The organism is Microbacterium testaceum (assembly GCF_006539145.1).
Taxonomy (GTDB): domain Bacteria; phylum Actinomycetota; class Actinomycetes; order Actinomycetales; family Microbacteriaceae; genus Microbacterium; species Microbacterium testaceum.
In genome coordinates, this window is sequence record NZ_BJML01000002.1 from 233,034 (window position 1) to 245,285 (window position 12,252).

The 12,252-nt window shown below is 70.0% G+C and carries 13 protein-coding genes; 6 read left to right on the plus strand and 7 right to left on the minus strand.

The genetic code is table 11. The annotated features are described in order from the left end of the window. Positions 1–33: 33 nt before the first annotated feature. Both MTE01_RS05180 and MTE01_RS05185 read right to left on the minus strand, forming a co-directional pair. Entirely contained in the window at positions 34–717 is a 684-nt protein-coding gene (locus tag MTE01_RS05180) for a response regulator (protein WP_103206173.1), read from the minus strand. Next, entirely contained in the window at positions 714–1,928 is a 1,215-nt protein-coding gene (locus MTE01_RS05185) for a sensor histidine kinase (RefSeq protein ID WP_103206172.1), read from the minus strand. The genes MTE01_RS05180 and MTE01_RS05185 overlap by 4 nt, the downstream gene beginning before the upstream one ends. Positions 1,929–2,099: 171 nt before the next feature. Here MTE01_RS05185 and phoU point away from each other — a divergent pair, with 171 nt between their 5' ends. Continuing rightward, the gene (gene phoU / locus MTE01_RS05190; protein ID WP_141376078.1) at positions 2,100–2,783 is read left to right on the plus strand and encodes a phosphate signaling complex protein PhoU; all 684 of its coding nucleotides are present in this window, start codon (positions 2,100–2,102) and stop codon (positions 2,781–2,783) included. A 62-nt stretch (positions 2,784–2,845) separates the two neighbouring features. On the opposite strand, the gene MTE01_RS05195 is transcribed toward phoU, so the two are convergent. Continuing rightward, positions 2,846–3,592 (minus strand): phosphoglyceromutase, encoded by a 747-nt coding sequence (locus tag MTE01_RS05195; RefSeq protein WP_103206170.1) that lies wholly within the window; start codon positions 3,590–3,592, stop codon positions 2,846–2,848. A gap of 62 nt (positions 3,593–3,654) precedes the next feature. Here MTE01_RS05195 and MTE01_RS05200 point away from each other — a divergent pair, with 62 nt between their 5' ends. Further along, positions 3,655–4,443: a class I SAM-dependent methyltransferase gene (locus tag MTE01_RS05200; RefSeq protein WP_141376080.1), complete on the plus strand. Its 789-nt coding sequence runs from the start codon at positions 3,655–3,657 to the stop codon at positions 4,441–4,443. A 3-nt stretch (positions 4,444–4,446) separates the two neighbouring features. On the opposite strand, the gene MTE01_RS05205 is transcribed toward MTE01_RS05200, so the two are convergent. The 4 genes from MTE01_RS05205 to MTE01_RS05220 all read right to left on the minus strand — a co-directional run bounded on the left by MTE01_RS05205 (position 4,447) and on the right by MTE01_RS05220 (position 7,664). Next, a complete protein-coding gene (locus MTE01_RS05205) occupies positions 4,447–5,556 on the minus strand; it encodes an FUSC family protein (RefSeq protein ID WP_174799644.1) in 1,110 nt (369 codons plus the stop codon). Then, the gene (gene ygfZ, locus MTE01_RS05210) at positions 5,553–6,641 is read right to left on the minus strand and encodes a CAF17-like 4Fe-4S cluster assembly/insertion protein YgfZ (RefSeq protein WP_141376082.1); all 1,089 of its coding nucleotides are present in this window, start codon (positions 6,639–6,641) and stop codon (positions 5,553–5,555) included. The genes MTE01_RS05205 and ygfZ overlap by 4 nt, the downstream gene beginning before the upstream one ends. A gap of 2 nt (positions 6,642–6,643) precedes the next feature. Then, positions 6,644–7,243 carry a heme-binding beta-barrel domain-containing protein gene (locus MTE01_RS05215; RefSeq protein WP_103206167.1) on the minus strand — a complete coding sequence of 200 codons (600 nt, stop codon included), beginning with the start codon at positions 7,241–7,243 and terminating at the stop codon, positions 6,644–6,646. 130 nt (positions 7,244–7,373) lie between these two features. Further along, positions 7,374–7,664, minus strand: a complete 291-nt coding sequence (locus MTE01_RS05220; RefSeq protein ID WP_103206166.1) for a hypothetical protein — start codon at positions 7,662–7,664, stop codon at positions 7,374–7,376. Positions 7,665–7,780: 116 nt separating this feature from the next. On the opposite strand from MTE01_RS05220, the gene MTE01_RS05225 reads away from it, so the two are divergent. Genes MTE01_RS05225 through MTE01_RS05240 form a run of 4 tightly spaced genes read left to right on the plus strand, consistent with a single transcriptional unit; the run spans position 7,781 to position 12,247 of the window. Further along, positions 7,781–8,473, plus strand: a complete 693-nt coding sequence (locus MTE01_RS05225; protein WP_103206165.1) for a response regulator transcription factor — start codon at positions 7,781–7,783, stop codon at positions 8,471–8,473. A 56-nt stretch (positions 8,474–8,529) separates the two neighbouring features. Next, positions 8,530–10,698 (plus strand): RNA degradosome polyphosphate kinase, encoded by a 2,169-nt coding sequence (locus MTE01_RS05230; protein ID WP_141376084.1) that lies wholly within the window; start codon positions 8,530–8,532, stop codon positions 10,696–10,698. Continuing rightward, entirely contained in the window at positions 10,695–11,645 is a 951-nt protein-coding gene (locus MTE01_RS05235; protein WP_246077986.1) for an NUDIX hydrolase, read from the plus strand. Before MTE01_RS05230 ends, MTE01_RS05235 begins: the two co-directional genes overlap by 4 nt. Beyond that, positions 11,642–12,247 carry a 4'-phosphopantetheinyl transferase family protein gene (locus MTE01_RS05240; protein WP_141376086.1) on the plus strand — a complete coding sequence of 202 codons (606 nt, stop codon included), beginning with the start codon at positions 11,642–11,644 and terminating at the stop codon, positions 12,245–12,247. Before MTE01_RS05235 ends, MTE01_RS05240 begins: the two co-directional genes overlap by 4 nt. Positions 12,248–12,252: the final 5 nt, after the last annotated feature.

Here is a 12,252-nt window from a genome sequence, read left to right on the forward strand (position 1 = left end):
CTCTGTCGGCGCCTTCGTCGTTCTCGCGAGCCGTCAGGCCTCGAAGCGGTAGCCCAGTCCCCGCACGGTGACGAGCATGCTCGGCTCGCTCGGGTTCTGCTCGATGCGCGAGCGGATGCGCTTGATGTGCACGTCGAGCGTCTTGGTGTCGCCGAAGTAGTCCGTCCCCCACACACGATCGATGAGCTGTCCCCGCGTGAGCACGCGACCGGCGTTGCGCATCAGCACCTCGAGGAGCTCGAACTCCTTGAGGGGGATGTTGATCTCCCCGCCGTCCACCGCGACGGTGTGGCGGTCGATGTCGAGCACGACGCGTCCCCCCGACAGGATGCGGTCGTCGAGGTCGGCCTCCTCCGGCGCGCGACGGCGCAGCACAGCGCGCATTCGCGCCAGCAGCTCGCGGGTCGAGTAGGGCTTGGTGACGTAATCGTCGGCGCCGAGCTCGAGGCCGACGACGATATCGACCTCGGAATCCTTGGCCGTGAGCATGATGATCGGCACCTGCGAGGCCAGTCGCACCTGACGACACACTTCTGTCCCCGGCATCCCCGGAAGCATGAGATCCAGCAGGATGATGTCGGCGCCGCGCTCTCGGAAGGCGGCCAGGGCGAGGGCACCGTCTTCGGCGATCTCGACCTCGTAGCCCTCTCGGCGCAGCAGGTAGGCCAGGGGGTCGGCCAGGTCGGGTTCGTCCTCGACGATCAGAACGCGGGTCATGCGGTGTCTCCCTTCGCGGGTACGGGGGTCGTCGCGGAGCTCTTGCGGCCCTTGCGACGAGGTTTGGGGCGGACGCCCTCGAGATCGGGAGCCTCCGACATGGGGAGTCGGATGGTGAAGGTCGAGCCGCGGTCCGGACGCGACCAGAGCCGCACCTCTCCCCCGTGGCGTTGAACGGCGTGCTTCACGATCGACAGGCCGAGGCCGGTTCCGCCGGTCCGGCGGGAGCGAGCCTGATCGGCACGGTAGAACCGCTCGAAGACGCGGTGCTGGTCGCTTTCGGGAATGCCGATCCCGCGGTCGGTCACCGCGATCTCGACGACGGTGTCGTCGAGCTTGACGCCGACGCCGACCTTCGACCCCTCCGGCGAGTACGCGATCGCATTCGCCACCAGGTTGCCGACGGCCTCGGTGAGGATCTGCGGCTCGCCGCGCACCCACAGCCCCTTGGTGCCGCCGCGGACGACCGTGACCTGAGCGGCATCCGCCTGGATCGCGTAGCCCTCGACCGCGGCGGTGACGACCTCGTCGATCGAGACGTCGCGCACGTCGCGCAGTTCGTCGGAGGCCTGCAGGCGCGACAGGCTCAGGATGCGGTTCACGAGGGCCGCCAACCGCGTGACCTCCGCCTGCAGCCGCGAGGCGAAGTGGCGTACCTGAGCGGGATCGTCCGCGGCGAACTCGATCGCCTCGGAGAGCAGGCTCACGGCACCGACCGGTGTCTTCAACTCGTGGCTCGTGTTGGCGACGAAATCGCGACGCATCTCTTCCACCCGCTCGCGCTCGGTGATGTCACGCAGCACGACGAGGGTGAGACGGCCCGAGATGGGAGTCGCGCGGACAGCGACCAGACGCGGCTCGGCGGGCGCGGCACCGCGACGCAGACGGAGATTCTCGGCGATGCCCGATCCGGTGTCGCGCGCCACGCGGGCCACGCGCTTGAGCTCCTCGCTCGAGATCACCTCTCCGGCATGGGCGCCGAACACCTCGGCGGCAGGCGAGAGCGCGAGCACCGTCGATGAGGTGTCGCACACGAAGGCGGGGTCGTCCATCGCCCCCAGCATGGCCTCCACGCCCTCCGGCACCTCCGCGGAGGTCTGTGCCAGGGAGCGATCGCGGGCACGCAGTGCCGCGACCACCAGGCCGACCACCGCGGCTCCGATCAGGAGTCCTGCGAGGAGCGCGAGCAGCACGAGCTGCGGTTGTTCCATGCCCCCAGCGTAGGGGCGGCCCTCGACCGTCACCGGCCGTTCACCCCCGTGAGAGTCGCAGCAGAGGCTACTATTCACTGTCACAGCACCGCTCGTTAACCTTCGCTGGGAAGAATCCCGAGGGTTGCGGGACACTCCGTGCCGTGCCGCCGACGAGGAAGGTACCCGCCCATGCGCGAAGTATTCCACCAGTCCCTCGAGGACGTTCAGAGCCGACTGGTCGAGATCGCCGACCTCGTGACCATCGCGATCGACCGCGCCACCCGCGCGTTCGGGACGAGCGACGTCTCGCTCGCCGAAGAGGTCATCGAGGCCGACGCCATCATCGACGAGAAGGCCTTCGAGCTCGACGAGCTCGCGATCGAGATCCTCGCCCGCCAGCAGCCCGTCGCCCGCGACCTGCGCATCGTGGTCACCGCCCTCCGAGTGAGCGCCTCGCTCGAGCGCATGGGCGACATGGCCGAGCACATCGCTCAGCTCGCGCGCTCGCGCTTCCCCGAGCGCGCGATCCCCAAGGGGCTCAAGAGCACCTTCACCCGCATGGGCGAGCTCGACGTCGAGGTCGCGCGCAAACTCGCCGAGCTCCTGCGCACGCAGGACCTTCGGCTCGCCGAGGCCATCCGCGACGCCGACGACGACATCGACGAACTGCATCTCAGTGTCTTCGAGAAGGTGCTCGGCGACTCGTGGAAGGGCGAGGCGACCGCAACGGTCGACGCCACCCTCGCGAGCCGATACCACGAGCGCTTCGCCGACCACGCGGTGTCCGTCGCCAAGAAGGTCATCTACCTCGCGACCGGCGATTGGGCCGGCGCCGACGACGAGAGCGCGGCCGAGCCGAGCCCGGTCATCTGACCCCAGAGCGCGAGAAGAGGGGGTGGATGCCGATCGGCATCCACCCCCTCTTCTGTCGGACGTCAGTGCTTGTTGCCCTGAGCGGCGACGGCGGCAGCACCGGCGGCCGCGGCCTCGGGGTCGAGGTACTCGCCCGGACCGAGGGGCTTGAGGTCGTCATCGAGGCGGTAGACCAGCGGAATGCCGGTCGGGATGTTCAGCTCGGCGATGTCGGCGTCGCTGATGCCCTCGAGATGCTTGACCAGTCCGCGCAGAGAGTTGCCGTGCGCCGTGACGAGCACGGTCTTGCCGGCCTGCAGATCGGGGACGATGTCGCTGTGCCAGTACGGCAGCATGCGGTCGATGACGATCTTCAGCGACTCGGTGTCGGGCACCTCGCCGTCGATGCCGACGTACCGGGGGTCGCCCACCTGGCTGTACGGGTCGTCGGCGGACAGCGCCGGGGGCGGAACGTCGAAGGAGCGGCGCCAGAGCATGAACTGCTCGTTGCCGAACTCCTCGAGGGTCTGCGCCTTGTCCTTGCCCTGCAGGGCGCCGTAGTGACGCTCGTTGAGGCGCCATGACCGCTTGACCGGGATCCACAGGCGGTCGGCGGCGTCGAGGGCGATGTTCGCCGTCTGGATCGCCCGGCTGAGCACCGAGGTGTGCAGCACGTCGGGAAGGACGCCGGACTCGGCGAGCAGCTCGCCGCCGCGCTTCGCCTCGGCCTTGCCCTGGTCGGTGAGTCGCACGTCGACCCAGCCGGTGAACTGGTTGGTCTTGTTCCACTCGCTCTGCCCGTGGCGGAGGAGGATCAGCGTGTGAGGCATGACTCCATGCTACCGACGTGCGGACCGCGGGCCGGGGCGCGGAGTCCTGGCAAAATAGTGGAGTGACCCCCTCCCCCGTCGGCCGTCCCACCCGCGGCACGACCGGGGCGAACCGCCTGAGACGCATCGACCGGTGGATCGCTCGGCACCCGGTCCTCCGTCGCGCCGACGACCCCCTCGTGGTCGACCTGGGCTTCGGGGCGAGCGCCGTGACCCCCCTCGAACTTCTTGCTCGGCTCCGCGGCCAGAGGCCGGATGCCGAGGTCCTCGGCCTCGAGATCGACCCCGAGCGCGTGGCCCGCGCCCGTGAGCAGTCGACGGGGGTCGAGGGGGTGTCCTTCGCTCGCGGAGGCTTCGAAGTCCCGGTACCGGGCGGGCGCCGGCCCGCGATCATCCGGGCCATGAACGTGCTGCGCCAATACGACGAGGCCGACGTCGCCGACGCGTGGGGCCGCATGTGCGCGCGGCTGCAGCCCGACGGCATCCTGGTCGAGGGCACCTGCGATGAGATCGGTCGTATCGCGACCTGGGCGGAGGTGGGGGCAGATGCCGTGCCCCGAAGCCTCACCGTCTCGCTCCGTCTCGCCGAGCTCGACTCCCCCGCGATCGCCGCCGAGCGCCTGCCGAAGGCCCTCATCCATCGCAACGTCGACGGGGAGCGCGTGCAGGAGTTCGTGGCATCCCTCGATCGCGAATGGGCGCGCGCCGCAGTGGTCGCCCCGTTCGGGCCGGTCCACCGGTGGCGCACGGCCATGCGCGCCCTGGCGGACGCCGGGTGGCCCCTGCTGCGCCGCGAGCGCTGGCGGCTCGGCGAGGTGGGCGTCGCATGGGAAGCCGTCGCTCCGCGCTGAGCGTCACACCCGCGGGAGAAGTGCCCGGGCGTCAGCCGAGGGCATTCCGGCCGCGACGAGGAGGTCGACGGCGAGCGGACGCAGGGCCGCGATGAGGTTGAGCTCGCCGACACGCCCCTCGGGCAGCAGGTTCGCGGGATCGAGCCGTCGAGCGACCGCGCCGACGGCTTCTCGGGCGACGGGTTCGAGCGAGATGTCGTCGAGACTGTCGCGGACGAGCCCCGCGCCCCGCGCCAGTTCGGCCAGCAGATCGGCGGGGACGGGGCGGCTCTCGCCGTCGGCGCAGAGATAAGCCGCGCGCCGGGCGACCACGCGGAGGTTTCGCGTGGTGAGGTCGAGTGCCCCTCGGACTCGCTCATGGCGATCGAGCTCGGTGCGCTGTCGGCGCAGGAACGGCGAGATGCGCGCGACCTCGCGTCCCGACTCGAGCGAACCGCTCCACGCGTCGACGTAGGTCTGCAGCGAACGGGCTCGCTCGAGACCGCGCTCGGCGCGAGCACGATCGCCCCTGCGCAGCGCGCGGACGATCGTGTCCATGGCGGCATCCAGCGCGTCGAAGAGTTCGTCGGCGTCGCGCAGCTCGGTGCGGCGGAGGGTGCGCGGGATCAGCGCGGTCACGATGAGCGCGGCGACGCCGCCGATCGCCCCGTCCACGAGGCGCAGGAACGGCACGCCCGACACCAGTACGAGGGCGATGAGCGACTGGACGACCGCCGCGAGCGCGAAGCCCGGCTGGGGCGACAGGAACCGGGCCACGACGAGGGTCACCGTCATCGCGAGGGCGATCTGCCACCATCCGGCCCCGGCGACGAGCAGGACGACCTCGGCGATGAGGATGCCGACGAGCATGCCCATGACCGTCTCGGCGACCCGCCACGGGCGCGCGTCGCGCACCAGCCCCAGGCTCGACACCGTGACCGTCGCCGCGAGCAGAGGGACCGAGTGCCCCAGCACGAAGTGCGCGAAAGCGTACGCTGCGGTCGCGGCGACGACGATCTGCGCGATCGCCGGTAGCGACTCGCGCACGCGGTTGACCCGGCGCCCGACGGTGGAGCGCCAACGCGGACCGGCGACGACGACCCCGACGGTCGTCGAGGAGTCGTCGGGGGTCATTCCGCGGCGCGTCGGCGCCCGAGGCGCGGCAGGCGGGGAACGGCGGCGGTGGCGCCCGCGTCGGCGGGAACGACGGTCTCGGCCGCCGCGGCCAGCGGCCCGTCGGCGGTGTCGACGACGAGCGGCTCGCCCTCGGGAGCGGTGCGCTTGACGAGGGCCAGGGCGATCGGCCCCTCCTCGTGGTGGACGGCCACCGAGGTGATGGCGCCGATCACGGTGTCGCCCGCGCGCACGGCATCCCCGCGGGCGGGCAGGACGTTGTCGCTGCCATCGAGCTGGAGGGCGACGACGCGGCGCGGTGGATGCCCGAGGTTGTGGACCTTCGCCACCGTCTCCTGACCGCGGTAGCACCCTTTCGACAGGTGCACGGCGGTGCGGAGCCAGTCCATCTCGTGCGGGAGCAGCCGCTCGTCGGCGTCGATCGCCACGCGAGGACGCCACGCGGCGACGCGCAGGGCTTCGACGGCGTCGAGACCGGCCAACGCCGTCTCGCCGCTCGCGGCCGACGCGATCACTCGCTCGAACTCCGCGGCATCCACGATCGCTTCGGCCCAGTCGCGGTCGGCCCCCGGATGGGGCTCGACGCGGGCGTACGCCCACCCGCCCGGTGAGACATCGGGCCACGGATCGACCCACACCGGCGCGACGGTCGAGACAGACCCCACGGCCGCGCGCGTGCCACCGAGCACGAACAGGTCGTCAGAGCGGTCGGTCACCACCACGCGGAGGCGGAAGCGCATCCGCATGAGCCACACGGCGAGGGCCGCGGCATCTGACGCGTCGACAAGAAGCCACGTGGTCTCGTCGTCATCGACCACCGAGGCGGCGTGCTCGACGCGGCCCTGGGGGTCGAGGATGAGGAACTCGGTCGAGACGCCGGGCGCGAGGTGAGTGAGGGCCTGCGACGACAGCGAGTCGAGCCAGCTGCGGCGGTCCTCGCCCGAGACCGTGATGACGCGGCGGTCGCCGAGGGGCGCGAGAGCCGTTCCGGATGCCAGGCGGCGCTGCTCCGCGACGGGAGAGCCGACGTGGCGCAGCCCGCGGTCGTCGATCACCGCTCCCGGGACGGCGGAGAGAGAAGTCATGGTCACTCCGCTCGAGCCAGTCGCGCCGAGGCGTGCGAACCCAGCTCCCGACCGAGCGCGGCGATGTCCCACGCCCAGAGGAGGTGGTTGTCGACGAGACCATAGAGACGGGTCGCCGCGGTGTAGGTCTTCGCACCGGCGGTGCGGACGACGGCATCCGTCGCCAGGTCGATTCGCGGACCCTTCACCTGCCCGACATAGAGCTCCAGGATGCCGTCGGCGTGCGCCAGACTCACCTCGATGTCGAAGCCGCCGTCGGCGTTTCGCAGGGCCTCGACGTCGTCGGCGGTGCGGGTGACGGGCTCGGCGGTCGCGGGGAGAAGGCCGGGGCCGGCATCGGCGTCGCCGACGGGTCGCGCGAGACGCCAGTAGCCGATCTCGGAGACCAGGGGACGTCGTTCTTCTCCCTGGAGCAGCCACGCGTCGGCGGAGTAGTTGAGGAACGCGCCGCCGTCGTGGCTGAAGCTCACGCGGTGGGCGAACTCACCCGAGAAGGATCGTCCGTCGACCTCGTAGTCGATGACTCCGGTACCCTCCCAGACGCCCACCAGCCACGAGAGCGGGACGAGGTCGGCGGGGAGATCGGTCGGGATCTCGATCACGACGCGCTCAGCGCTGGCCGCGGTAGAGGTTCCAGATGACCGTTCCGGAGACGAAGGCGATCGCCAGCGAGGCGAGGCCGAGAAGTCCCACGAAGAACGCTTCGAGCGCGAAAAGGTCCATAGCGCAATCCTAGCCCGACACCAGCGCCGCGAGTCCGAACCCGGCCGTGATGATGCCGAGCACCACCATCGCCCCCAGACTGCTCGCCGCCATGCGCTGGATGAACGCCTGCGAGCGCCCAGACCAGAGCTGCACAGCGAAGGCCACGATGATGCAGCCGCCCAGAGCGACCGTGATCCACTGCGCACGCCAGTGCTCGGGTGCGAACAGGCCGATGAGCACTCCCGCCACCGCGGCCAGCACCCAGACGGCCACGATGCCGCCGAAGGTGCGACGCGGCGCGAGGTCGGGGGTCGACATGAGACCCATCTTCACTCACGACCCCGGTGATGCGCACGCGCAGCGCCGGTGTCGAGCCGCTCCCGCGCGTCACCCTAAGATGATCGGGTGCGCGACACGCCGCACGGGAGGTCCTCTTGGCTCAGCTTCTTGTCCTCAGCTCCGCCCCGGGCGGCGGGGCTGCCCTGCCTGCGCTCGAACTCCTCAGTCACCGGGTGCGACAGATCCCCGCCGAGGCTGCGCAACTGGTGAACGCCCCCAGTGCGGACGTCATCTTCGTCGATGCGCGATTCGACCTGGTCGGGGCGAAGTCGCTCAGCAAGATCCTCACGACCACGGGTGTCGAGGCGCCCCTCGTCCTCATCGTGACCGAGGGCGGCCTCACCGCCGTCTCCACGGATTGGGGGATCGACGATGTCGTGCTCGTCGGCGCCGGTCCCGCCGAGATCGACGCGCGTATCCGCCTCGCGATGGGGCGGCGCGCCGCAGACCAGGTGTCCACGCGCATCCAGACCTCCGGCATCACGATCGACGAGTCTTCCTACTCGGCGAAGGTGCACGGCAAGCCGCTCGACCTCACGTACAAGGAGTTCCAGCTCCTTCACTTCTTCGCCACGCACCCGTCGCGCGTCTTCACGCGCGAGCAGCTGCTCAGCGAGGTCTGGGGCTACGACTACTTCGGCGGTACCCGAACGGTCGACGTGCACGTGCGTCGCCTTCGCGCCAAGCTCGGCGACCTCGAGCAGCTCATCGGCACCGTCCGCAACGTCGGCTACCGCTTCAACGTCTACGAAGACGACGCCCCCGCCGCGGCATCCGCCCCCGCGTAGAGCTGCGCGCACCGCGTGTTCACTCCCGTGTCACCGTCCCCTGCAATGATGTGGGAATGATGGAACACGACTCGCTGGATGCCGGTCTCGGCGATGCCGACGACGACGACTTCGACGAGGCCGTCGAGGCCGAAGACGATCAGCTGCCCGACCACCGATACCTCGACCGCGAGATCAGCTGGTTGTCGTTCAACCAGCGTGTGCTCGAGCTGGCCGAGGACCCCACGGTCCCCGTGCTGGAGCGCGCGAACTTCCTCGCGATCTTCGCCAGCAACCTCGACGAGTTCTTCATGGTGCGTGTCGCCGGTCTCAAGCGCCGCATCGTCACGGGCCTGGCCGTCCCCACGAACGTCGGCCGCGCCCCGCTCGACGTGCTCTCCGACATCTCGGCCGAGGCCCACCGCCTGCAGCTGCGACACGCCGCCGCGTGGACCGAGAAGGTGCGTCCCGCCCTCGCCGAAGCCGGCATCGAGGTCGTGTCGTGGGGGTCGCTCGACGAGGACACCGCCGCGCGCCTGACCGAGTACTTCCAGCGGAACGTCTTCCCGGTACTCATGCCGCTCGCCGTCGACCCGGCGCACCCGTTCCCCTACATCTCGGGGCTCTCGCTCAACCTCGCAATCCGCATCCGCAATGCTCGCACCGGCCGCCAGGAGTTCGCGCGTCTCAAAGTGCCGCCGATGCTCCCGCGCTTCGTCGAGATAGGCGGAGACGGACCCGGCGTGCGTTACCTGCCGCTCGAGGAACTCATCTCGAACCACCTGGGCGATCTGTTCCCGGGGATGGAGGTCCTCGACCATCACGCGTTCCGTCTGACGCGCAACGAGGACATGACGATCGAGGAGGACGAGACCGAGAACCTCATCCAGGCGCTCGAGGCCGAGCTCCTGCGTCGTCGTTTCGGTCCCCCCATCCGCCTCGAGATCACCGAGGACATGGACGACGTCACGCGTTCGCTGCTGCTGAGCGAACTCGACATCACCGAGCAGGAGGTCTACCGCCTGCCCGGAGCTCTCGACCTGCGCGGCCTGTTCGACCTGTCACGCATCGACCGCCCCGACCTGCGCTACCCGCCGCACGTGCCCAAGACGGCGCTGGCCTTCCAGCCGCCCGAGCAGAACGGCCGTGCCGACCTGTTCGGCGCGATCCGCAAGGGCGACGTGCTCGTGCACCACCCCTACGAGTCGTTCGCGACGAGCGTGCAGGCCTTCCTCGAACAGGCCGCCCGCGATCCGCACGTGCTGGCAATCAAGCAGACGCTGTACCGCACCTCGGGCGACAGCCCCATCGTGCAGGCGCTCATCGACGCGGCGGAGGCCGGCAAGCAGGTGCTCGCGCTCGTCGAGGTCAAGGCACGTTTCGACGAGGCCAACAACATCGTGTGGGCGCGCAAGCTCGAGAAGGCCGGCGTGCACGTCGTCTACGGCCTCGTGGGACTCAAGACCCACTGCAAGCTCGCCCTCGTCATCCGCGAAGAAGAGGGACGCCTGCGCCACTACAGTCACGTCGGGACGGGTAACTACAACCCCAAGACCAGTCGTATCTACGAAGACTTCGGTCTGTTCACCGTCGACGACCAGGTGGGCCGCGACCTGACGCGCCTGTTCAACGAGCTCAGCGGATACGCGATCGAGAAGAAGTTCAAGCGTCTGCTCGTCGCTCCCCTGCACCTGCGCAAGGGACTCCTCCGCCACATCGACAAGGAGCGGCGCAACGCCCTCGAGGGCAAGCCCTCCGGCGTGCGGATCAAGGTCAACTCGATGGTCGACGAAGAGATCATCGACGCGCTGTATCGCGCGAGCCAGGCGGGCGTTCCCGTCGAGGTGTGGGTGCGCGGCATCTGCTCGATCAAGCCGGGCGTTCCCGGTATGAGCGAGAACATCACGGTGCGCTCGATCCTCGGACGCTACCTGGAGCACTCTCGCATCTTCACGTTCGAGAACGACGGCGATCCGCAGGTCTTCATCGGGAGCGCCGACATGATGCATCGCAACCTCGACCGCCGTGTCGAGGCCCTCGTGCGGGTGGTCGACCCCGCTCAGGTGCAGGAGCTCATCACTCTCTTCACCCTCGCGATGGACGACGGCACGAGTTCGTGGCACCTCGGTTCCGAGGGCGAATGGACGAGGCACAGCGTCGACGAGTCCGGCGCCCCTCTCATCGATCTGCAGGAGCACACCATGGCCCTCGTGCAGCGCAAGCGTCGGGCCCGGACGGCACGGTGACGAAGACCGAGACCGAAACGGCCGTCTACGCGGCCGGCGGAGTCGTCTGGCGACACGTGGAGGGGAAGCTCCGCGTGCTGCTGATCCACCGCACCAAGTACCGGGACCTCACCCTGCCCAAGGGCAAGGTGGACCCCGGCGAAACGCTCGCCGAGACCGCCGTGCGCGAAATCCGCGAGGAGACCGGCATCCGGGTCTCGCTCGGGGTACCCGTCGGCGTCTCGAGATATCGGATGCCGAGCTCCCGCACCAAGATCGTGCACTACTGGGCGGCCGAGGCGACGGACGCCGCCGTGCGCAGCTCCACCTTCGTGCCGAACAAGGAGGTCGCGGCGATCGAGTGGGTGAGCCTCAAGAAGGCACGCAAGAACCTCAGCTATCCCGTCGACATCGAGATCCTCGACGAGTTCACGCGGATCGTCGACGAGGGGGCGCTGCCGACCTTTCCGATCGTCGTGCTGCGCCACGGGAAGGCGCGTCCGCGCGAGGAATGGCAGGGATCCGACAGCGCTCGACCGTTGACCCCGCGTGGTCGTCGGCAGGCCGAGGCGATCGTCGGCCCCCTTCTCGCGTTCGGCGTCCGGCGGGTCTACTCCAGCCCGGCGGAGCGATGCGTTCGCACGGCGACCCCCCTCGCGCAGGCTCTCGGCCAGCGAATCAACCTGACAGAGGCCGTCAGTCAGGACGCGTGGGAGCAGGGACGCGCCGACGCTCGCTCACTGATCGGAGAACGGGTTCGCGCCCGGAAGCCGGTGGTCGTGTCGAGCCATCGGCCGGTGCTGCCCGACATCCTGCACGAGCTCGCGCTCGCGACCGGGACCATGGGCGGGTCGTATCTCGGAAGCGCCTCGGCGCTCGAGCCCGCGGCGTTCTCGGTCGTGCACATTCCGGTCGAGCACCCCGGCGCCGGCATCGTGGCCATCGAGACGCACGATCCGAAGGTGTGACGCTCCCCGCCGGCATCCGCGTCGCCTGGCGCCAGGTCCCCGCCGGTTCTGCGCGTCGCGACGTCTCACGGGCGTTGTTGGCCGAACTCGTGCCGGGCGCTCGATTCCGCTCACGCTGCCCCGCGTGCGGCGCAGACCACGGCCGCATCCACGTGGACGGGGCGGATGCCGCTGTCTCGGTGTCGTACGTGGAGGGATGGGCCGTCGCGGTGGCGGCGTGGGGCCACGAGCGGGTCGGCGTGGACGCCGTGCCCGTCGACGCGGGCGGTCTGGAGCGAGTGCTGCCCGACGATGCGGGAGAGCGAGCTGTGATGTCGGCTCCGTCGAGCACCGCGCCGGCCCGCGCGTGGGCGCGCGTGGAGGCCGTGCTGAAAGCCGACGGGCGCGGCCTCGCCGTGGATCCTCGTCGCGTGGAGGTGACACCGGTCACCTCGGGATGGTCCGCTCGGGTGAGGTCGTCTCCTTTCGGTGAGTCGCCGCCGAGGGGCGGCAGCGCGGCGAACGCGCGAGAACGCCGCTGGCGCGGATGGGATGTCGACGGTCCGAACGGCGTCGTGATCGCGGTGGCCGTGGTCGCTCGCGCCGAAACCGCCCCGGTGTGACGCCG

Excerpts from the sequence above, each read along its gene's own strand:
- MTE01_RS05180 (WP_103206173.1), bottom strand. The coding sequence starts at position 717 with ATGACCCGCGTTCTGATCGTCGAGGACGAACCCGACCTGGCCGACCCC.
- MTE01_RS05185 (WP_103206172.1), bottom strand. The coding sequence starts at position 1,928 with ATGGAACAACCGCAGCTCGTGCTGCTCGCGCTCCTCGCAGGACTCCTG.
- phoU (WP_141376078.1), top strand. The coding sequence starts at position 2,100 with ATGCGCGAAGTATTCCACCAGTCCCTCGAGGACGTTCAGAGCCGACTG.
- MTE01_RS05195 (WP_103206170.1), bottom strand. The coding sequence starts at position 3,592 with ATGCCTCACACGCTGATCCTCCTCCGCCACGGGCAGAGCGAGTGGAAC.
- MTE01_RS05205 (WP_174799644.1), bottom strand. The coding sequence starts at position 5,556 with ATGACCCCCGACGACTCCTCGACGACCGTCGGGGTCGTCGTCGCCGGT.
- ygfZ (WP_141376082.1), bottom strand. The coding sequence starts at position 6,641 with ATGACTTCTCTCTCCGCCGTCCCGGGAGCGGTGATCGACGACCGCGGG.
- MTE01_RS05220 (WP_103206166.1), bottom strand. The coding sequence starts at position 7,664 with ATGTCGACCCCCGACCTCGCGCCGCGTCGCACCTTCGGCGGCATCGTG.
- MTE01_RS05230 (WP_141376084.1), top strand. The coding sequence starts at position 8,530 with ATGATGGAACACGACTCGCTGGATGCCGGTCTCGGCGATGCCGACGAC.